A 19365-nucleotide genomic window follows, 5' to 3' on the forward strand; every position below is an offset into this window, starting at 1 on the left:
GTCCGGCCATCCGGCGATCCCGGGCAAAGAGCCCGGGATCGCGTCGGTACAACGGGGCCGCGCTCAGGCGACGTCGGGCTCGCTGAACGCTTCGGGGGCGTCTTCGGCGGCGCCGATCGGAATGCAGCTGCAGAACACGTTCTTGTCGCCGTGCACATTGTCCACGCGCGCGACCGGCGGCCAGTACTTGGTCTGGCGCAGGCTCGCGAGCGGGAACGCGGCCAGCTCGCGAGGATAGGCATGCGTCCATTCGCTGGCGGCGACCTGCATCGCAGTGTGCGGTGCGTGCTTGAGCGGATTGTCCTCGCGGTCCAGGCGGCCGTCCTCGATCGCACGCATCTCGTCGCGGATCTGGATCATCGCGTCGATGAACCGATCGAGTTCATGCAGCGATTCGCTCTCGGTCGGCTCGACCATCAGCGTGCCCGAGACCGGGAAGCTGAGCGTGGGGGCATGGAAGCCGAAGTCGATCAGGCGCTTGGCCACGTCCTCGGCGCTGATGCCGGTCGCGTCCTTGAGCGGGCGCAGGTCAAGAATGCACTCGTGCGCGACCAGGCCGTTGCGGCCGGTGTAGAGCGTGGGGAAATGCGGCGCCAGACGCTTGGCGACGTAGTTGGCGTTGAGCAGGGCGACCTGGGTGGCGCGGCGCAGGCCGTCGGCGCCCATCATCGCGATGTACATCCAGCTGATCGGCAGGATCGAGGCCGAGCCGTGGGTGGCGGCCGAGACCATGCCGACCGTGCCAGTGGCGCCATCGCCCCCGTCCACCCTGCGGGCACCTTCCCCCGCGAGCGGGGGAAGCGGGGTTGCGGCGGGCAGATAGGGCGCAAGATGCGACTTCACCGCGCACGGGCCCACGCCCGGCCCACCGCCGCCGTGCGGGATGCAGAAGGTCTTGTGCAGGTTGAGGTGGCTCACGTCCGAGCCCCACTTGCCGGGCTTGGCCAGGCCGACGAGCGCGTTCATGTTGGCGCCGTCGGTGTACACCTGGCCGCCGTGCTGGTGGACGATGTCGCAGATCGCGACCACGTCTTCCTCGAACACGCCGTGCGTGGACGGGTAGGTGATCATGATCGCGGCCAGGCGATCGGAATACTTCTCGGCCTTGGCGCGGATGTCGTCGATGTCGACGTTGCCGTCCTTGTCGCAGCGGGTCACCACCACGGTCATGCCGACCATCTGCGCCGACGCCGGGTTGGTGCCATGCGCCGATTCGGGGATCAGGCAGATATCGCGATGGCCCTGGCCCTGCGCGCGCTGGTAGGCGCGGATCGCCAGCAGGCCGGCGAACTCGCCCTGCGCGCCGGAGTTGGGCTGGAAGCTGACGGCGTCGTAGCCGGTGATCTCCACCAGCATCGCTTCCAGGCCGTCGATCAGCTCGGTGTAGCCGGCGGTCTGATCGGCCGGGGCCAGCGGATGGATGTTGGCGAACTCGGGCCAGGTGACCGGAATCATCTCGGCGGTGGCGTTGAGCTTCATCGTGCACGAGCCCAGCGGGATCATCGTGCGGTCCATCGCCAGGTCGCGGTCGGCCAGCGTGCGCATGTAGCGCAGCAGCTCGTGTTCGCTGTGATGGGTGTTGAATACCGGATGCTGCAGGAAGCCCGAGTTGCGGCGCAGCGCCTGCGGCAGCGCGTCGGCGGTCGCCGTGTCGAGCACGTCGATGTCGGCGTCGGTGCCGAACACCTTGGCCAGGGCGACGACGTCGTCACGCGTGGTGGTCTCGTCGAGGCTGATGCCGACCGACGCGGCATCGATCGCCCGCAGGTTGAAGCCGGCCGCGCGCGCCTTGGCGTGCAGCGCGTCGGCGTCGACGCCGGTCACGTGCAGCGTGTCGAAGAACGCGTCGCCGACCGAGACGCCGGCCTGGCGCAGCGCGGCGGCCAGGATCGCGGTCAACCGGTGGGTACGGCGGGCGATGCGGGTCAGGCCTTCCGGGCCGTGGTAGACGGCGTACATCGAGGCCATGACCGCCAGCAGCACCTGGGCGGTACAGATGTTGGAGGTCGCTTTCTCGCGGCGGATGTGCTGCTCGCGGGTCTGCAGCGTCAGCCGGTAGGCGGGGTTGCCGGCGGCGTCGACCGACACGCCGATCAGGCGGCCGGGCATCGAACGCTTGTATGCGTCGCGGCAGGCCATGTAGCCGGCATGCGGGCCGCCGAAGCCGAACGGCACGCCGAAGCGCTGCGCGCTGCCGACGACGATGTCCGCGCCCCAGGCGCCGGGCGCCTCGATCAGCGTCAGCGCCAGCAGGTCGGCCGCGACGGCAACGATGCCGCCGCGCGCATGCACCGCGGCGGCGACCGCGCGGTGGTCGTCGATGCGGCCGAAGGTGTTGGGGTACTGCAGCAGCACGCCGTAGCTGTCGGACTGGGCTGCAGCGTCGGCAGGGCCGACCTCGAGTTCGATGTCCAGGCCCGCTGCGCGCGTGCGCAGCACGTCGAGCGTCTGCGGATGCACGTCGTCGGCCACGTAGAACACATTCGACTTCGATTTGGCCGAGCGCTTGGCCAGGGTCATCGCCTCGGCCGCGGCGGTCGCCTCGTCGAGCAGCGAGGCATTGGCGATATCCATGCCGGTCAGGTCGGCGACCATGGTCTGGAAGTTGATCAAGGCTTCCATGCGGCCCTGCGAGATCTCCGCCTGGTACGGGGTGTAGGCGGTGTACCAGGCCGGGTTCTCGAGGATGTTGCGCAGGATCACGTTCGGCGTGTGGGTGCCGTAGTAGCCCTGGCCGATGACGCTGCGCAGCACGGTGTTCTTCTTCGCCACGGCGCGGATCTTCGCCAGCGCCTCGACCTCGGTCGTCGCGGTCGGCAGCGCCAGTTCGGCGGCCGACTTGATGCTGCCCGGGACGATGGCATCGGTCATCGCGTCGAGCGAGGCGTGGCCGACGACCTCGAGCATATGGGCGATCTCGGCGTCGTTCGGGCCGATGTGGCGCTCGACGAAAGCCGAGGGGTGTTCGAGGTCGCGCAGGGGCGATGCGGTCATGGCGGGCATCCGGTAGGGCGGCAGGGGCGGCGGGCCGACGGATGCCGCGCCGCGCCCGGGACGGCATGCGGCGACGGAAGGCGCCGGCCTTCCTCGTGCCCCTCTGTCCTTTTGCCTGAGAGTTCGGGGGTGACGCGTCCCCATGCACCTTCGGCGCCGGATCGAACCGGTCTCTCCAGAGTTTTCCCGCCGGCGGTACGTGGGCCTGAGCGATTACGGGCGTTGCGCCTTCGGCAGCGGGGCGGACCCGCTTCTCCCACCGGTTGGTTGCAGCGCGTCGATTATACCGTGACTGCGCGCCGCCGCCTTGGCCAGCAGCGCGCGGGGACCGGCGTGTGTGCGCATGCGGGGCGCGCGACGCCCGCGCGGGCGATCGATGCTCGGGCTTCGGCCAGGTCCGGCTGGCCTGGCCGCACGCCCGTGTCGCCGCCAAGCGGCCGAGGGTCTTGCCGGGAACGCTGCGTCCGGCCCGACGACCGGGGGCGCGTTGCTATGCTGCGCGGCCGTTCTCGAACCTCCCACCTATGTGCGTTTGCCCATCCGGGGGCCGCCGACGATGGCCATGACCTCGTCAATGTCCCCGCAAGTCCCGATTCGCCTGTTGACCCTGCTGCTGGCCGGGCTGGCGATGTTCGGCCCGTTCTCGATCGACACCATCTTCCCGGCGTTCCCGGCGATCGGTGCGGACCTGGGCGCGGATGCGACCGCGATGCAGCAGACCATCTCGGTGTACCTAGTGGCCTACGCGCTGATGAGCGTCGTGCACGGACCGCTGTCGGACGCACTCGGGCGGCGGCGGGTGATCCTGGGCGGATTGGCGGTGTTTGTGGTCGCCTCGATCGGTTGCGCACTGTCGACCAGTCTCGGCGCGCTGCTGGCGTTCCGTGCGTTGCAGGGGCTGTCGGCGGGCGTGGGTCTGATCGTCGGGCGCGCAGTGATCCGCGACGTGCTGCATGGCGACGATGCGCAGCGGCTGATGAGCCAGGTGTCGATGATCTTCGCCATCGCCCCGGCGATCGCCCCGGTGATCGGCGGCTGGCTGCTCGGCTGGGGGCGCTGGCCGCTGATCTTCTGGTTCCTGGTCGCGTTCTCGCTGTTTCTGCTGGTGGTGTGCTGGCTGAGGCTGCCGGAGACCCATCCGGCGTCGGCGCGGATCTCACCGGCGCCGCTCCGCCTGTTGCGCGGCTATGCAGCGATTGTCGCCAACCGCAGGTTCCAGCGCATCGCTGGGGCGGGCGCGTTCAATTTCTCGGCGCTGTTCCTGTACATCGCTTCGACGCCGGTGTTCGTGGTCGACGTGCTGCGCCTCAACGAGCGCCAGTTCGGCTGGTTCTTCATCCCGATGATCACCGGCATGATGCTCGGTGCCTGGCTGTCGGGCCGGGCCGCAGGACGGATCAGCGGCCCGCGGCTGGCGAACATCGGCTTTGCGTGCAGTGGCGTGGCGATGGTCGCCAATCTCGGCTACAATCTGCTGGTCGACCAGCCTGCGGTGCCGTGGGCGATGCTGCCGATCATGCTCAATTCCTTCGGCATCGCGCTGGTGTCTCCGATCCTGGCGCTCGCGGTGCTGGACATGTATCCCCGCCAGCGCGGGTCGGCGTCGTCGATGCAGGCGTTCGTCGTCCTGGTCCTCAATGCGATCGCTGCGGGTGTGCTCTCACCGCTGGTCAGCCATCATCCGCGCGTGCTCGCGCTGACCTCGGCGGGTTTCATGTGCGTCGGCTGGCTGTTCTGGCGCGCCGAGCTGGCGCGTGGCGCACCGCCTTCAACCCCCGCGCGCGAGGTTGCCCCGATGCCGCCGACCGAACCGCTGTAGCAGGGATCAAAACCGGGGTCAGAGTGCAATTTCGCGAGGCGAAATTGGACGCTGACCCCCGGTTTGTTACGGTCCGTTGGGGGCCGGGGGCTGGTCCGGGGGCGTGTGGGCGGGCCGCGAAGCGGCCCGACTGAGGGAGGCGCGGCGACTGGTCGGCAGGCGGGCCTGTCCGAACTAAAGCGCGCATCCCGCAGACAGGCCGCGGTACTTCGCAGGTCGCTCAGCTCCGTGCAGGCGTCGCGACCGGAGCAGGGGACTGCGCGGCCGCCGGTGCGCTCCAGCCGCAGCTGCGGCCTTCGTTCTGCTGCTCGAGCCAGGTCTGCAGCGGCGCGAAGTATTCAAGCACGGGCGCTGCGTCCATCGTCTCGCCGCCGGTCAGTTCCTTGAGCGTCTGCTGCCAGGGCTGGCTGTTGCCCTTTTCGAGCATGGCCCAGAACTTCTCGCCGGCCGCCTTGTTGCCGTAGAAGCTGCACTCGTACAGCGGGCCGGTGTGCCCCGATGCATCGCACAGCGCCTTGTAGAACTGGAACTGCAGCACGTGCGAGAGGAAGTAGCGCGTGTAGGGCGTGTTGCCCGGCACGTGGTACTTGGCGCCGGCATCGAAGAAGTCCTCGCCGCGCGGCGTCGCCGGTGCCACGCCCTGATACTGCGCCTTGAGCGACCACCATGCGGCGTTGTAGTTGTCGGGCGTGATCGAGCCGTCGAACACGCCCCAGCGCCAACGGTCGATCATCAGCCCGAACGGCAGGAACGACACCTTCGCCAGCGCCATGCGCATCTGCGAGTTGACCAGCGATTCCTGCGACTGCCGCTGTTCGCCGACCAGACCGATCGACTGCAGGTACTTGGGCGTCATCGCCAGCACGATCGTGTCGCCGATCGCTTCGTGGAAGCCGTCGTGCGCACCGCTCTGGAACAGCGGCGGGCGGCCGTTGTAGGCGAGGTAGTAGTAGACGTGACCGAGCTCGTGGTAGATCGTCGTGAAGTCTTCCTCGTTCGGCTTGGTGCACATCTTGGTGCGCACGTCCGGCTGGCCGTCGATCTTGCCGCCCATGTCCCAGGCGCTGGCATGGCAGACCACGTCGCGGTCGCGCGGCTTGATGAACTGCGTCTTGGCCCAGTAGCTGTCGGGCAGCTTGGGCATGCCGAGCGAGACGTAGAAGTCCTGCGCGCGCTCGTTCATGCGCTTGGCGTTGTCGACCTGGGCGGCGTGCGCGATGTCGGCGCGGCGGTCGGAATCGATCAGCGCGTTCTCCTTGACCATCCGCTCGTTGAGCAGCGCCTGGTAGTTCTTCTCCAGCGCACCGGTGATGTCGAGATCGCCGGCGTCGGGGTAGGGCTGCAGCACGTCCCAGAGGTTGCCCCAGTCCTGTTGCCACATATTGCCCAGCAGGTGTGCCGGCAGCAGGCCGCCGTCGACCGTGCCGCGACCCGGATACCGGGCTTCCAGCCGGCCGCGCGCGTAGCAGTGCAGCTGTTCGTACAGCGGCTTGACCTGGCCCCAGAGGCGGTCGGTCTCGGCGGCCAGTTCGGCCGGCGGCATGTCGTAACCCGAGCGCCAGGCCTCGCCGGCATCGGCGAAGCCCAGGTCGCGCGCGCCTTCGTTGACCAGTTCGACGAAGCGCGTGTAGTCGCCGCGCATCGGCTGGGCGATCGTGTGCCAGCCCTGCCAGGCGTCGAGCTGCGCATCGTAGTCGCGGCTGTTGCGCAGCACGTCCTCGAGCTGGCCGAGCTGGCGGCAGCTGCGCGCCTCGCCTTCGCCGGTGCAGTACTGGCCGGCGCCGTAGGTGCCTTCCATCTTCGAGGCGATCTTGGTCAGCTCCGCAAGGTGTTCGGGATTGCGCGGCGGCGGCATCGAAGCGCCGAGTTTGAGCAGGTTGATGGCGCGTGCGGTCTCGGGCGACATCTGCTGGCCTTCGAACTTGCGCGACTGCTCGATCCAGCTGTTGAGTTGGGCGAGGTAGCGCTCGTTGTACTTGGCCGCCAGCAGTTGGCTGTCGTCGTTGATGTAGGTCGCCGACAGCCACTGTGAGGCGGTCAGTTCCGGCATCAGCGTGCGCATCTCGTCGTTCACGCGTGCGATGAACTGGTCGGCCGTCTCGCCCTCGGGCGCTGTGGATGCAGCCGGCGTCGTGGCCTCGGGCGAGGGGGAGCGGTTACAGCCGGCGAGCGTCAGGCTCGCGGCGACCGCGAGGGCGAGCAGGGCATGGCGATGGGTCACGACGGCATCCGGTGTACAGAAGGAACCGGGAGGCTAGTGCGCCGGTTGCGGGGCCGCAAGTCAGGCGGCACGGCCGGCAACGCGGTGTGGCGGCGTTGCCGCAGGCCTATTCAGCCCGAAACGGGCGCCGGTAACAGGCCGCGTGCGGCCAGCCACGCGCGCGCATCCTCGGCGTCGCGCTCGAACCAGGCCTGGGCCGAGCCCAGCCGGAAGGTGTAACCCCACGCGTCCATATCGGCCATCAAGCGTGCGCTGCCGACGCCGGGCAGCGCCTGGGCGAGCAGGATCTGCAGATAGCAGGCCGCATCCTCCTCCTCGACCGAATCGGTGGCGTCGGTATGCACCGTCGCGCGGCGCTCGGACGGCAGCACGATCAAGTGGCAGGCCTCGTGCAACAACGAGTGCACCGGCGTGTCGTCGCGCGCATGCACGTCGCAGCCGATGATGCCCGCCTCGCTCTCGCCCCAGTAGCTGCCGGGAATCGGCAGCCCCGGGGCGATGCGATGCAGCCGCAGCCCATAGCCCCGCAACAGGGCGGTCGGGGCCTCGAAGCCGATGTCGGCCAGACGCAGCACGGGCGCGGCGGCGGCGTGCGGCGCCGCAGTGGACGTCGCCGAGCCGACTGAGGGCGAGGGCATGTCGGCTCAGGCCGGCGTGATGCGCTCGTCGGGCAGGGCGACCGAGATGTCGAGCACGTCGTTGTCGCCGTCCTTGACCAGGTCCACCTTGACCGCCTCGACGTCGATGCTGACGTACTTGCGGATCACCTCGAGCAACTCGCGCTGCAGCAGTGGCAGATAGTCGGGGGCGTCGCGGTTGGTCCGCTCCTGGGCGACGATGATCCGCAGGCGATCCTTGGCGATCGTCGCAGTGTTCTTCTTGGGCTTGAGGAAATCGAACAGGGCCATCATCAACCTCCGAACAGCTTGCTGAAGAAGCCCTTCTTCTCCGTGGTGGTGAAGCGCAGCGGGCGCTCCTGGCCGAGCAGTCGCGCGACCGCGTCGTCGTAGGCCTGGCCGGCAATCGACTGAGCATCGAGGATCACCGGCTCGCCCTTGTTGGACGCGTTGAGCACGTCGCCCGATTCGGGGATCACCCCGATGGTCTTGAGCCCCAGCACCTCTTCGACGTCGGCGATCGACAGCATCTCGCCGCTTTCCACCCGGACCGGGCTGTAGCGGGTGAGCAGCAGGTGTTCCTGCACGCGCTCGCCCGACTCGGCGCGCCGGGTCTTGGACTGGAGCAGGCCGATGACGCGATCGGAGTCGCGCACCGAGGAGACCTCGGGGTTGACCACCACGATCGCGCGGTCAGCGAAGTACATCGCGAGGAAGGCGCCTTTCTCGATGCCGGCCGGCGAGTCGCAGATCACGAAGTCGAAGCCGTCGTCGGCGAGCTCCTTGAGCACCCGTTCCACGCCCTCTTTGGTCAGCGCGTCCTTGTCGCGGGTCTGCGAGGCGGCGAGCACATAGAGGTTGTCGAAACGCTTGTCCTTGATCATCGCCTGCTTGAGCGAGGCCTCGCCCTGGACGACGTTGACCAGGTCGTACACCACGCGGCGCTCGCAGCCCATGATCAGGTCGAGATTGCGCAGGCCGACGTCGAAGTCGACGACCGCGGTGCGCTTGCCCTGCCGGGCCAGGCCGCTGGCGATGCTGGCGCTGGTGGTGGTCTTGCCGACCCCGCCCTTGCCCGATGTGACTACGATGATTTCAGCCAAAACACGTCTCCTGGGGTGTGCCGCCGTCACTCGAGTGCGGCGATCTTCAGTTCTTCATGCTCCAGCCAGACCTGGACGGCCTTGCCGTGGAGTTCTCGTGGGATATCTTCCAGCACCTTGTACTGCCCCGCCACGGCCACCAGTTCGGCATGGAAGCTGCGGCAGAAGATGCGGGCATTGCGGTTGCCCTGGGCGCCGGCCAGTGCGCGACCGCGCAGCGGGCCGTAGATGTGGATCGAACCGTCGGCGATGACCTCGGCGCCGGCACCGACCTGCGACATCACCGTCAGGTCGCGGTTGCGGGCGTAGACCTGCTGGCCCGAGCGCACCGCCGAGGTCTGCATCAGGCCCGGTTCGGCGGCCGCCTGGGGCGGTGCAGGCGCAGGCGCCGGCGCCGCAGGGGCGGGCGCTGCGCGCGCAGGCGCCGGGGCGGGCACGGCAGCTGTGTCCGCGTTCTCGTACTGGGCGCGGAACTTCGACAGCAGCGGCAGGCCGAGCGCCTGCGCGAGCAGGGCGTTGTCGCTGCTGCCCCAGGCCAGTGCGACCGGCAGCGCGCCGGCCTCGCGCAGCGCGTCGATCAGTGCCTGTGCGGTCGCCGGGTCCGGGGTCGCGGGCAGGCCGCCGAAGTCGAGGATCACCGCCGCCCGCTCGAACAGCTTGGGCGCGCGGGTCACGCGGCTGCGCATCTCCTCGCCCAGCCGGGCGACGTCGAGCGTGCGGATGCGCAGGTTGGCGATGCCGACCTGGCCGATCTTCAGTTCGCCGGCCGGTTCGAAATCGGCTGCCGGCGCGGGCGCGGGCTGGCCGGCCATCAGGCTGCCGCCCCTGCGCGGGCGGGTAACTGCCTGGGCCTGAGCCAGGCGGTGTCGGGCAGCCGGCCACCGTAGGTGTCGCGCACCCACGGGTAGCTGCACATGTCCTTGACCAGCATCGAGGCGCGCAGATCGGTGCCGGGCATGACGTGCTGGCCGACCTCGCGGAAGCCGAAACCGCCGTGGAACAGACGGACCGGATCGTTGTCGTGCTCGACGAACACCTCGCAGGTCAACAGCGGGTAGCGGACCTCGGCGTAGCTCTGCACGTCGGCATAGAACGCCCGCCCGACGCCGCCGCCGCGGCGGCGGCTGGCGACCACGATGCGGTCGATGTAGAAGAATTCGGGATAGTGCGCGCCGAACCAGGCGTAGTTGCTGCTGTCGTGGCCGCTGCCCGAGCCGAAGCCGATCAGAAAGCCCACCATGGCCTCGTCGCGCTCGGCGACGCGGAAGTACTCGGCGGTGTCGTGCAGACGGCGGAGGCGGGCGGCATCCAGCGGCAGGATCGACGGGCCAGCGGCATTGTTGAGTTCGAGGATGGAATCCAGCTCGTGCGCATGCACGTCGCGGACGACGATCGACATTCCAGACTCCATGTGAGACGACGACAGACACACGAATCGACCGCAGACGGCAATTTTGGCCGCAATGCGTCGCAAGGGCGGATTATTGCATGCCCGTTGCGCGTGGGCGAGGCATGGCACGGGCGCCGGCATGACTTCAGGCCCTCTGCGCGAGGTCCGGTGCGCGCCTACCATGGCGCATGATCCGTGCCCTGAACCACAACCGCCTGCTGCGCGTCGCCGGCCTGTTCACCTGGGCGGTGATCGGCCTGCCGTTGCTGATGCTGTCGCTGGCGCCGGCCGACCAACTGGTCGAGGGCGGGTCGCGGCTCTGGCTCGACAGTTGGCGCTCCTGGCTGGCCTGGGCGGTCTTTGGCACCAGCTACGCCTGGCTCACGCGCGGCCTGGGCGAGCGCCGCATCGGCGTCTTCGATCGGCTGCTGGTGCTGGTGCTGGCCGGCAGTGCGATCGCGATCAGCTACTACAGCCAGAGTGGCCTGGGCAGCATCCTGCTGATGGTCGTCGCCTGCGTGCTGCCGTGGCTGTTGCCGCTGTGGGTCGGGGTGGCGCTGCTGGTGGCCTGCGAGTTCGTGATCGTGCCGGTCTATGTGCGCGGCTTCGACTTCACCTGGGCCGAGGCGGTGCTGCAGGCCGCGCTGTACGTGGGCTTCACCGGCTTTGCGTTCGTGACCGGCCTGGTCGCGCGGCAACAGGCGCAGGCCCGGGAGGAGCAGCGCCGGCTCAACGCCGAGCTGCGCGCGACCCGTGCGCTGCTCGCCGAGAGCGTGCGCGTCAACGAGCGCACACGCATCTCGCGCGAGCTGCACGATCTGCTGGGCCACCACCTGACGGCGCTGAGCCTGAACCTGGAGATCGCCAGCCATCTGGCCAGCGGCCAGGCGCAGGAACACGTCGGCCAGGCGCAGACGCTGGCCAAGCTACTGCTCAGCGACGTGCGCGAGGCGGTCAGCCAACTGCGCGACGACGATGCCATCGACATGCGCGCCACGCTGCTGCCGCTGGCCGAGAACGTGCCGAGCCTGCGGATCGACATGCAGATGCCGCAACAGTTCCTGGTCGACGATCCTGAGCGCGCGCACGTGCTGCTGCGCTGCACCCAGGAGATCATCACCAATGCCGTGCGCCATTCGGGCGCCAGTCTGCTGCGCCTGCGCTACGTGCAGGACGCCGGCGCGATCCGGCTCGATGCCCGCGACGACGGCCGCGGCGCCGACGTCGCCCGCGCCGGCAACGGCCTGACCGGCATGCGCGAGCGGCTGGCCGCCTATGGGGGCGCCCTGCAGGTCGAGACCGCGCCGGGCAGCGGCTTCGTGCTGCACCTGGAATTGCCGCTGGCGGACGACGCCCGCCTGCGCGATGCTGCACCCCGCACGGCTGCGGCCCCGCCGCCGTGAGCCCGCATCCGTTGGGAGGCCCCATGATCCGAGTCTGCCTGGTCGACGACCAGACCCTAGTCCGCCAGGGCATCCGCTCGCTGCTCGCGCTCGACGGCGGCATCGAGGTCGTCGGCGAGGCCGCCGATGGCCGCCAGGCGGTCGACCTGATCCCCGGCCTCAAACCCGACGTGGTGCTGATGGACATGCGCATGCCGGCGATGTCCGGACTCGAGGCGCTGCAGTCGCTGGCGCGCGCCGACGCGCTGCCGCCGACGATCATCCTGACCACCTTCGATGACGACCAACTGGTACTGGCCGGCCTGAAGGCCGGCGCCAAGGGCTACCTGCTCAAGGACGTGTCGCTCGAGCAACTGGTCGGTGCGATCCGCACGGTCGCCGACGGTGGTTCGCTGGTGCAGCCGGCCGTGACCCAGCGCCTGCTGACCGGCCTGGAGCAGATGCGCAACGAGTTCGTCAGCCTCGACCGGCCCGATCCGCTGACCGACCGGGAGACCGAGATCCTGCGGCTGATGGCCGGCGGCTTCTCCAACAAGGAGATCGCCAACTCGCTGGGCGTGGCCGAGGGCACGATCAAGAATCACGTGTCCAACATTCTGTCCAAGCTGGGCGTGCGCGACCGCACCCGGGCCGTGCTCAAGGCCTTCGAGCTGCAACTGGTCTGAGCGGAGGCGGGGGCCATCACGCCGGCGGCGTGGGGCGTCAAACGCCGGCCCGGCGGCGCCTGGACGACACCGGTGTCGTGCGCTGCCTGCCGCGCCGCGCATGGCAGCTGCCGAGCCCGGCGCGAAGCCGCGCTTACGACCGTCGATTCACTCGCAACATCGCTCGCCCGCGGCAATACAATCTTGCTACGATTGCCGGTCTGTGCCGCCTCAGGCCGGAATTGGTCCTGGAGAACCCTGAATGACCCGTCTGCTCGAACTGCTGATCTCTTGCGTCATCGTTGCCGTGCTGTTCCTGGTGGTGGCCGTGCTGCTCCCGTCCAGCCGCACGTTGACCGAATCTGTCGAGACCAACCGTCGGCAGTCGATCGTGTTCGACACGATCAATAGCGTCCGTCGCTTCAAGGACTGGTCGCCGATCCCGCGTTACGACCCCGCCGTCCAGCTCAAGCTCTCCGGCCCGGATGCCGGCGTCGGCGCCCGCGTCGACTACACCTCCAAGGACAAGCGCATCGGCCAGGGCCACTGGGAGATCACCGAGTCCGACGCCGACAAGCGCGTGGTCTACGCGGTCGAGAACCCGCAGCGCGGCGACAACAAGAAGATGACCTTCACGTTGAAGCCCACCGGCCGCAACAACCGCAACATCGAGATCACCCAGACCTACAACGTCGATTACGGCTGGGATCTGCTCGGTCGCTTTGCCGGCCTGTACGTCAGCCGCAACGTCGGCGACGACATGAAGCTGGGGCTGGGCCAGATGAGCAACCTGCTGGCCGCCGTGCCCAACGTCGATTACCGGGTCGAAGGCAGCTCGCTGTCGGATCTGGCGGCGGTCAACCGTCCGGCCGAGAACCTGCTGGTCGTCAGCGCCGGCGCGGTGGAGCGCAACAACCAGGTCATCCAGGATTCGATGAAGGCCAACCTGGAGTGGATCAACCGCACGATCGCGGCCAACGATCTGGAAGCCGCCGGCCCGCTGCGCATCATCACCACCGAACTGGGCCGCGAGACCTATACCTTCGACATCGCGCTGCCGGTCCGCGCCAAGGGCACCGGCCCGGCCGCGCCCGCCGCTGCCGCCGAGGGTGAAGGCGAAGGCGAGGCTGACGCACAGGTCGCCGCAGCACCGGAGGCCCCGGCCACCGACGCCGCCGAGCTGTCCGATCTCGAGCTGCTGGGCCCGGTGAAGTACGTGCACCTGCCGCGCGGCCGCGTCGCCAAGGCCAACTACAAGGGCTTCATGGCCGAGCTGGACAACGTCCGCAACGCCGTGCGCGCCTGGGCGCTGACCCAGGGCTACGAAGTCACCGATCGTCCGTACGAGTCCTACCGCAACGGTATCGAGTCCGCGTTCACCGAGAACGGCGAGTTCGAAGTCTTCTGGACCTTGCGCCAGCAGCCGTAAGCGGCGGTCTTCGTACCGCGACACAGGATCACGCGCACGCCGCATCCATTGGATGCGGCGTGTTGCGTTGGGAAACCGGGCATCGTCACGGTGCCCCAGGACAGGGGGGAGTGTCTTGCGCAGATACGAAGGAAATGCATCGGGCCTGGCCGCGGCTGGGGCACTGCTGGCCGGGGTGGCAGTCGCACTGGCGGCCTATGCCAGCCACGGGATGGAAGGCGATGCGCGCGCGGCGCTGCAGTCGGCCGCGGTGTTCGCGTTCGGTCACGGCGTCGCCCTGGCCGCGCTGTCGCGGGGCCTGTGCGATCCGATGGCGAAACTGGCCTTGCTGGCGCTGCTGGGCGGCACCTTGCTGTTCGCAGGTGCCGTCGTCTCGCGCCATCTGCTCGGTGGCCCGTCGGCGTTCGCGCCCTGGGGCGGCGGGCTGACGATGTTCGGGTGGCTGCTCTACGCCATCTCGGCATTGCGCACACCGCGACGCTGAGGCCGCGCCGCCGCCTTCGAGCGGCTCAGCCGTGGCGCCAGTGCCACGGCTCGTAGACGATGCCGTGGGGATTGCCCTGCGGGTAGCTCATCGCAAAGCCGTGGTCACCGGCATGGTGCGTCAGCCAGGCAAATGCCGGCGTCGCCTCGAACGAGGTCTCCGCGCTGGGCTCGCCAGGCGTGCCGATGTCGAGCGCGCGGCCCGAATGGTGCTCGCTGTAGCCGGGGGCGGCGTTGACCTCGAGGATGGTGTCCACGTCGAGGCCGCGGGCGCGCTTGCGCTCGAAGATGCCAAGCTGGTAGTCGTGGCTGCGGTAGCCGGAAATTGCCTCCAGCACGATGCCGTCGCCTCGCGCGGCCTCGCGCATCCGCGCCCAGGCGCGAGCGGCCGTGGCTTGGAGCCACAGCGGCCGGCGGTAGCGGTCCACGCCGGCGAAGGCCAGCCAGGCAGGCTCGGGCACCAGCGACAGGCCGGTGCGGGCCGCGTAGGCCTGCGCCTCGATGCCCAGGCCGTCGAGCCGCCCCTGCAGCCGCGCGACCGGCAGCGTGTCGGCCGGGGTGGACGGGATCGCGGACGGGGACGTGTCGAGCAGGCCAAGTGCCGCATCGAGCCCGGGGCTGCGACGCCACTCGGGCAGCAGCGGCATCAGCCCTTCGGGCAGCAGCGCGGCCAGATAGCGGCCGTCGCGTTTGCGCCGCAGCACCCACGACGCGCGCACCAGCACGCGGGCATCGCGATTGGCGCGCGCACGCAGCAAGGTGGCTGGCCACAGTTCGATGTCCGGGGTGTTGACCAGAAGGGCGGCGGGCGGTCGACGCATCGCCCCAGCTTACCGGCCGGGCGCCGGCCACGCACGACGCCCGCGGGCAGTGGCGTTTACAGCACCGTGTGTGGCATCAGCAGCGGCATCAGCACGTGCAGCACCAGATCGGCCGTGAAGTGCGCCACGATCGCCATCTCCAGGCCGCGCGTCCAGTACAGCCAGCCGAACGCGATGCCGGCGAGCGCGTTGAGCAGCACTGTGCGCGCGACCACCCCGGCATCGAGCTCCCAGACGGCGGCGGCCGCCGGCAGGTGACCGGCGCCGAACAGCAGCGCCGCGCCCAGGATCGCGATCCACGCTGCGGCGGGCGGCAAGCCGCCGTCATACCCGCGGCCGCGTCGCAGCAGCCAGGTGACAGCCCAGGCCAGCAGGGTCATCAGAAACAGCCGCAGTTGCAGTTCCTCGACGATGCCGCCGTAGAACGAGGCGAGCAGCCCGTATGCCGCGCTGCGCGCGCCGTCGATGTCCTGCATCGCGACCTTGGCCGGCGGCAGCAGCAGCGGGTCGAGCAGGGCGGACAAGACCAGCACGACCACCGCTGCGGCAGCGCCCAGGCCGGCGGCGCGCCAGGGCTGCAGCGGCGCCAGTCGCGCCTGACCATGGCGGTTGAGCCAGCGTTGCAGCAGCGGTGCGCCCAGCCCGACGCGATGCCCCATGCGCAATCCGGCCCACGCCAACAGCGCGGCGAGCACGAACATCTGCATCGCCTGGATCGCGATCAGTGCCGGCAGCGACACCGGCAACGCCTCGATCTGTCCGGGGGCGAGCTGCATCAGGTACGGGAACACCGCGACCGTCGACAGCGCCGCGGCCGCGGCAAGCGCGACCGCCACGCGCAGGTCCTGACGGACGCGGGGTGCTGCGGCGGCGCTCATGTCCGGCGCTTCAGGAACAACATCATCGGTTGCCACGGTGCTGCTTGCACGACATCGACCAGCTCCCAGCCCTGCTGGCCGAGCGCCTGCAGTTCGGCTTCGACCGTCTCGGTCTTGAGGCCGAACATGCCCGGCTTGATCTCCTGCACTTTGTACTGCCAGCGCTCACTCATGCGAATCTCCCTTGGATGGCGTGCGATCGGGGTGCCCGGGGGCCGGCAGCCGGCCGGACCGGCGCAGCGCGTCGCGCAATACGTATTCGATCTGCGCGTTCACGCTGCGCAGTTCATCATCGGCCCAGCGCTGCACTGCGGCCAGCACCGTGGCATCGATCCGCAGCGGATAGGCCTTGCGGGCGCTCACCCGCGCCCGCCACGCGCGCGCCGCTTGCTGCGGGCAACGGTGTAGACGAAGGCGATCGCCAGCCCGTTGACCACGAGCACCATGACCACCGCCAGGATCGACAATCGGCGGTCGTCGTCGCCCCACAGTGCGATACCGGCCGCGGTGGCCAGCGTGGCCACGCCGACCATCCGCATCAGCCGCGCCAGTCGGCTGTCGAGCAACGCCTTGTCGCGGACCGTCATGCGACTGTCGCCGGCCAGCGGCAGCCGGCCATCGCCGAGCCAGCGCGCGAACACGAACGCCGGCAGCGCGAAGACCGCGAACACCAGCGCGACGACATGATGGGCCGCCATCAGTACAGCGAGCCGGCGTTGACCACCGGCTGGGTGCCGCGGTCGGCGCACAGCACGACCAGCAGGTTGCTGACCATTGCCGCGCGCCGCTCCTCGTCGAGTTGGACCACGCCGCTCTTCTGCAGCTCCGACAGCGCCATTTCGACCATGCCCACCGCGCCGGCGACGATCCGCGTGCGCGCCGCGATCACCGCGTTGGCCTGCTGGCGCTGCAGCATCGCGTGGGCGATCTCCGGCGCGTAGGCCAGGTGGCTGATCCGCGCTTCGAGCACCTCCACGCCTGCCGCCGCCAGGCGCTCGTCGAGATGTTCCTTGAGCCGGTCGGAGATCTCGACCGGGTGGCTGCGCAGCGAGATCTGCCCGTCCTCGTGCTGGTCGTAGGGATAGCTGGTGGCCATCGCGCGCAACGCGGCTTCGGACTGGATGTGCACGAAGCTCTCGTAGTTGTCGACGTTGAACACCGCTTCGGCCGAGTCGACCACGCGCCAGACGATCACCGCCGCGATCTCGATCGGGCTGCCGTCGAGCTCGTTGACCTTCAGCCGACCGCTCTCGAAGTTGCGCACGCGCAAGGACACCTTCTTCTTGGTCAGGAACGGGTTGTTCCAGCGCAGCCCGTTGTCCTTGGCGGTGCCGACATAGCGGCCGAACAGGCTCAGCACGGCGGCCTGGTTGGGCTCGACCATGTACAGGCCGAGCGCGGAGAACGCGATCAGTAGCGCGGCCACGACCGCAAGCACGGGTAGGGCGCCGCCGGTGTTGAGCATCATCCAGGCGCAGGCGGCGATCGCGACCAGTTGCAGGCCCACCACCGGGATGCCGGGGAAGGAGCGGATCGGATTCTCTTTCATGCGGCATCTCCCAAGAGTTCGCCAAGTGATATCGATGCGATATCATTCTGTCAAGCGGCGCTCACATGCGCCTGCCTGCCGCCGCGGCACGATGCGGATGCCCCCCAGCCCTGGAGCCCCGATGCACCGCCCTCGTCATTTCTCGATGCTGCGCGACTTCCATCTGGCCGACTGGTTCACGCTGGCCAACGCGTTCTGCGGTACCGGCGCGGTGTTTGCGGCAATGCGGTTCCTCCAGGACGGCGGCGTGCGCGATCTGATGATCGGGATGGCGCTGATTCCATTGGCGTTCGTGTTCGATGCGCTCGACGGCCGCATCGCGCGCTGGCGCAAGGTTGCCTCCACGCTGGGGCGCGAGCTCGATTCGCTGGCCGACGTGATCTCGTTCGGCCTGGCACCAGCGGCGCTGGCCTATGCCTGCGGCATGCAGGGCGGCTGGGACTGGATCGTGCTCAGTTTCTTCGTCGGCTGCGGCGTCAGCCGGCTGGCCCGTTACAACGTCACCGCTGAGACCCTGGCCGATGGCGGCGACAAAGTGAAGTTCTTCGAGGGCACGCCGATCCCCAGCAGCCTGCTGCTGGTCGTGGTGCTCGCAATCGCCGCATCGCAGGGCCGGATCGGCGATGCGCTGTGGCTGGGCGACGTTCGGCTCGGCCCCTGGTCGCTGCACCCGCTGGTGCTGATGTTCGCGCTGTCGGGGTCGCTGATGATCAGCAAGACGCTGCGCATTCCCAAGCCTTAGGGCAGCTTCGTGGCGGCTCGAGATGGGGCGTGCAAGGGCGCCGGGCGCGCCGCCGCTGTTGCTATGATCGGGCCATCGCGGCGGGAGCGAACGATGGCCAACAGTGCGTGGGACCCGGCAGCGCCGGGCGAGGAACTCGAGCGGCTCGCGCGCCGCTACTGGGATGCCTGGCAGGCCGCATTGCAACGCACGATGCCCGGCGCTGCGCCCGGCTTCCCGAACGACGCGGCCGCCCGGCCGACCGCGCCCTGGCAGGCGATGTTCGAGGCCTGGATGCCGTCGTCGCCGAGCGGCAAGGCCGGCATCGAGGACGTGTTGCAGCGCTTCAACCGGCAGGCAGGTGACTGGTGGACGCGGATGCAGCGCGTGGCCGAGGGGTTCGCCGGCCAGCAGCCGTCGCCCGAGACCGTGGCACGCACCTGGCGCGACGCGCTGGGCGGCGATGCGGCCAATCCGTTCGCACAGATGTTCGGTGGGCTGGGCGGCACCGGCGTCGAGGGCTGGGATGGCTGGCTGCGGGCGCTGCAGCCGCTGGTCGATGCCCTGCGCGGCGATGGGTCCGCTGACGGGCCCAGGCCCGCGTTGGGGCCATTGCGCGAGCACCAGTTGCGCTGGCAGGCGCTGCTCCACGCGTTCGCCGAGTATCCCAGGACGCAGCAGGCCTACCAGGGCCTGCTGTTGCAGGCCTCGCAGGCCGCGTTCGCACGCTTCGAGCGCCGACTGTCCAACCTCGATGCCGAGGCGGTGACGATCGAGTCGCCACGGGCTTTGTTCGATCTGTGGGTCGAGGCCGCCGAAGAGGCCTACGCCGAAGTCGCATTGTCGCCGGGGTTCCGCAGCGCCTATGCGCAGATGGTCGCCGGGCAGATGCGCCTGCGCCAGGCGCTGCAGCGCGAGGTCGAGCAGGCCTGTCGGTTGCTCGACCTGCCGACGCGCAGCGAACTCGACGGCGCGCACCGCAAGATCGCCGATCTGGAGCGGACCGTGCGCCGGATGCGCGATCGCCTCGATGACGTCGAGGCGGCGCGCACCGCGCCGTCAGCCGGGTCCAGTCAGGAGCCCGAGAAGCCTGCACGGCCAAGCCGCGTGCCGAAGAAGGCGGCCGCCAAGACCGCGCCGCGGCAGGCTGCGAGGAAGACCGCCGCGGCGCAGCGCCAGGGCGCAAAGCGTGCGCCCGCCAAGCGTGCGGCCAAGGCCAAGCACTTGTCGGCGACGATCCCGCAGGCGCCCGCACCGCTGACGTCCGCCAAGCCGCGGACCCGGAAGCGCTGA

The 19365-nt window shown here is 69.4% G+C and carries 20 protein-coding genes and 1 riboswitch; of the genes, 7 read left to right on the top strand and 13 right to left on the bottom strand.

Going from position 1 to position 19365, the window contains the following annotated elements; genetic code table 11:
* Positions 1-63 precede the first annotated feature (63 nt).
* Positions 64-2994, bottom strand: a complete 2931-nt coding sequence (gcvP, locus tag ABE488_RS14085) for an aminomethyl-transferring glycine dehydrogenase (RefSeq protein WP_346449030.1) — start codon at positions 2992-2994, stop codon at positions 64-66.
* Positions 2995-3087: 93 nt separating this feature from the next.
* Positions 3088-3183, bottom strand: a riboswitch (glycine riboswitch).
* A gap of 385 nt (positions 3184-3568) precedes the next feature.
* Here gcvP and ABE488_RS14090 point away from each other — a divergent pair.
* Positions 3569-4813: a multidrug effflux MFS transporter gene (locus tag ABE488_RS14090; protein ID WP_346449032.1), complete on the top strand. Its 1245-nt coding sequence runs from the start codon at positions 3569-3571 to the stop codon at positions 4811-4813.
* A gap of 220 nt (positions 4814-5033) precedes the next feature.
* On the opposite strand, the gene ABE488_RS14095 is transcribed toward ABE488_RS14090, so the two are convergent.
* From ABE488_RS14095 to ABE488_RS14120, 6 genes are all read right to left on the bottom strand, one after another.
* Positions 5034-7034, bottom strand: a complete 2001-nt coding sequence (locus ABE488_RS14095; RefSeq protein WP_346444993.1) for a M2 family metallopeptidase — start codon at positions 7032-7034, stop codon at positions 5034-5036.
* A 110-nt stretch (positions 7035-7144) separates the two neighbouring features.
* Positions 7145-7672, bottom strand: coding sequence for a hypothetical protein (locus ABE488_RS14100; RefSeq protein WP_346449034.1), 528 nt, complete (start codon positions 7670-7672; stop codon positions 7145-7147).
* 6 nt (positions 7673-7678) lie between these two features.
* Positions 7679-7942, bottom strand: a complete 264-nt coding sequence (gene minE / locus ABE488_RS14105) for a cell division topological specificity factor MinE (protein WP_346444989.1) — start codon at positions 7940-7942, stop codon at positions 7679-7681.
* Positions 7943-7944: 2 nt separating this feature from the next.
* Positions 7945-8754: a septum site-determining protein MinD gene (minD, locus tag ABE488_RS14110; RefSeq protein ID WP_346444987.1), complete on the bottom strand. Its 810-nt coding sequence runs from the start codon at positions 8752-8754 to the stop codon at positions 7945-7947.
* A gap of 26 nt (positions 8755-8780) precedes the next feature.
* On the bottom strand, positions 8781-9566 hold the full coding sequence (gene minC, locus ABE488_RS14115; RefSeq protein ID WP_346444985.1) for a septum site-determining protein MinC: 786 nt from the start codon (positions 9564-9566) through the stop codon (positions 8781-8783).
* Complete coding sequence (locus ABE488_RS14120; protein WP_346444984.1) at positions 9566-10153, bottom strand: GNAT family N-acetyltransferase; 588 nt, start codon at positions 10151-10153, stop codon at positions 9566-9568. The genes minC and ABE488_RS14120 overlap by 1 nt, the downstream gene beginning before the upstream one ends.
* A gap of 179 nt (positions 10154-10332) precedes the next feature.
* Here ABE488_RS14120 and ABE488_RS14125 point away from each other — a divergent pair, with 179 nt between their 5' ends.
* The 4 genes from ABE488_RS14125 (at position 10333) to ABE488_RS14140 (ending at position 14104) form a co-directional block, all read left to right on the top strand.
* Positions 10333-11547 carry a histidine kinase gene (locus ABE488_RS14125; RefSeq protein WP_346444982.1) on the top strand — a complete coding sequence of 405 codons (1215 nt, stop codon included), beginning with the start codon at positions 10333-10335 and terminating at the stop codon, positions 11545-11547.
* A 23-nt stretch (positions 11548-11570) separates the two neighbouring features.
* Complete coding sequence (locus ABE488_RS14130) at positions 11571-12212, top strand: response regulator transcription factor (protein WP_337246030.1); 642 nt, start codon at positions 11571-11573, stop codon at positions 12210-12212.
* A 241-nt stretch (positions 12213-12453) separates the two neighbouring features.
* Entirely contained in the window at positions 12454-13620 is a 1167-nt protein-coding gene (locus tag ABE488_RS14135; protein WP_346444980.1) for an SRPBCC family protein, read from the top strand.
* Between the two features lie 115 nt (positions 13621-13735).
* Positions 13736-14104, top strand: coding sequence for a DUF423 domain-containing protein (locus ABE488_RS14140; protein WP_346444978.1), 369 nt, complete (start codon positions 13736-13738; stop codon positions 14102-14104).
* Between the two features lie 25 nt (positions 14105-14129).
* Here the strand turns inward: ABE488_RS14140 and ABE488_RS14145 are convergent, their stop codons facing one another.
* Genes ABE488_RS14145 through ABE488_RS14170 form a run of 6 tightly spaced genes read right to left on the bottom strand, consistent with a single transcriptional unit; the run spans position 14130 to position 17351 of the window.
* Positions 14130-14924: a M15 family metallopeptidase gene (locus ABE488_RS14145; protein ID WP_346444976.1), complete on the bottom strand. Its 795-nt coding sequence runs from the start codon at positions 14922-14924 to the stop codon at positions 14130-14132.
* Positions 14925-14980: 56 nt separating this feature from the next.
* Entirely contained in the window at positions 14981-15802 is an 822-nt protein-coding gene (locus tag ABE488_RS14150; protein WP_346444975.1) for a CPBP family intramembrane glutamic endopeptidase, read from the bottom strand.
* A complete protein-coding gene (locus ABE488_RS14155; protein ID WP_346444973.1) occupies positions 15799-15975 on the bottom strand; it encodes a DUF4177 domain-containing protein in 177 nt (58 codons plus the stop codon). Before ABE488_RS14155 ends, ABE488_RS14150 begins: the two co-directional genes overlap by 4 nt.
* On the bottom strand, positions 15968-16165 hold the full coding sequence (locus tag ABE488_RS14160) for an Arc family DNA binding domain-containing protein (protein WP_346444971.1): 198 nt from the start codon (positions 16163-16165) through the stop codon (positions 15968-15970). The genes ABE488_RS14155 and ABE488_RS14160 overlap by 8 nt, the downstream gene beginning before the upstream one ends.
* The gene (locus ABE488_RS14165; RefSeq protein WP_346444969.1) at positions 16162-16500 is read right to left on the bottom strand and encodes a hypothetical protein; all 339 of its coding nucleotides are present in this window, start codon (positions 16498-16500) and stop codon (positions 16162-16164) included. The genes ABE488_RS14160 and ABE488_RS14165 overlap by 4 nt, the downstream gene beginning before the upstream one ends.
* Positions 16500-17351 (bottom strand): SPFH domain-containing protein, encoded by an 852-nt coding sequence (locus ABE488_RS14170; RefSeq protein WP_346444967.1) that lies wholly within the window; start codon positions 17349-17351, stop codon positions 16500-16502. The genes ABE488_RS14165 and ABE488_RS14170 overlap by 1 nt, the downstream gene beginning before the upstream one ends.
* A gap of 121 nt (positions 17352-17472) precedes the next feature.
* On the opposite strand from ABE488_RS14170, the gene ABE488_RS14175 reads away from it, so the two are divergent.
* A complete protein-coding gene (locus ABE488_RS14175) occupies positions 17473-18093 on the top strand; it encodes a CDP-alcohol phosphatidyltransferase family protein (RefSeq protein WP_346444965.1) in 621 nt (206 codons plus the stop codon).
* A 93-nt stretch (positions 18094-18186) separates the two neighbouring features.
* Complete coding sequence (locus ABE488_RS14180; protein WP_346449035.1) at positions 18187-19365, top strand: poly(R)-hydroxyalkanoic acid synthase subunit PhaE; 1179 nt, start codon at positions 18187-18189, stop codon at positions 19363-19365.

Source organism: Luteimonas sp. TWI662, assembly GCF_039673825.1.
GTDB lineage: Bacteria > Pseudomonadota > Gammaproteobacteria > Xanthomonadales > Xanthomonadaceae > Luteimonas.

Coding starts and splice junctions, on each gene's coding strand:
- ABE488_RS14155 (WP_346444973.1), bottom strand. CDS start 15,975: ATGAGTGAGCGCTGGCAGTACAAAGTGCAGGAGATCAAGCCGGGCATG.
- ABE488_RS14130 (WP_337246030.1), top strand. CDS start 11,571: ATGATCCGAGTCTGCCTGGTCGACGACCAGACCCTAGTCCGCCAGGGC.
- ABE488_RS14135 (WP_346444980.1), top strand. CDS start 12,454: ATGACCCGTCTGCTCGAACTGCTGATCTCTTGCGTCATCGTTGCCGTG.
- ABE488_RS14170 (WP_346444967.1), bottom strand. CDS start 17,351: ATGAAAGAGAATCCGATCCGCTCCTTCCCCGGCATCCCGGTGGTGGGC.
- gcvP (WP_346449030.1), bottom strand. CDS start 2,994: ATGACCGCATCGCCCCTGCGCGACCTCGAACACCCCTCGGCTTTCGTC.
- ABE488_RS14145 (WP_346444976.1), bottom strand. CDS start 14,924: ATGCGTCGACCGCCCGCCGCCCTTCTGGTCAACACCCCGGACATCGAA.
- ABE488_RS14100 (WP_346449034.1), bottom strand. CDS start 7,672: ATGCCCTCGCCCTCAGTCGGCTCGGCGACGTCCACTGCGGCGCCGCAC.
- ABE488_RS14120 (WP_346444984.1), bottom strand. CDS start 10,153: ATGTCGATCGTCGTCCGCGACGTGCATGCGCACGAGCTGGATTCCATC.
- ABE488_RS14125 (WP_346444982.1), top strand. CDS start 10,333: ATGATCCGTGCCCTGAACCACAACCGCCTGCTGCGCGTCGCCGGCCTG.
- ABE488_RS14090 (WP_346449032.1), top strand. CDS start 3,569: ATGTCCCCGCAAGTCCCGATTCGCCTGTTGACCCTGCTGCTGGCCGGG.
- ABE488_RS14150 (WP_346444975.1), bottom strand. CDS start 15,802: ATGAGCGCCGCCGCAGCACCCCGCGTCCGTCAGGACCTGCGCGTGGCG.
- ABE488_RS14165 (WP_346444969.1), bottom strand. CDS start 16,500: ATGGCGGCCCATCATGTCGTCGCGCTGGTGTTCGCGGTCTTCGCGCTG.
- ABE488_RS14180 (WP_346449035.1), top strand. CDS start 18,187: ATGGCCAACAGTGCGTGGGACCCGGCAGCGCCGGGCGAGGAACTCGAG.
- ABE488_RS14175 (WP_346444965.1), top strand. CDS start 17,473: ATGCACCGCCCTCGTCATTTCTCGATGCTGCGCGACTTCCATCTGGCC.
- minE (WP_346444989.1), bottom strand. CDS start 7,942: ATGGCCCTGTTCGATTTCCTCAAGCCCAAGAAGAACACTGCGACGATC.
- minC (WP_346444985.1), bottom strand. CDS start 9,566: ATGGCCGGCCAGCCCGCGCCCGCGCCGGCAGCCGATTTCGAACCGGCC.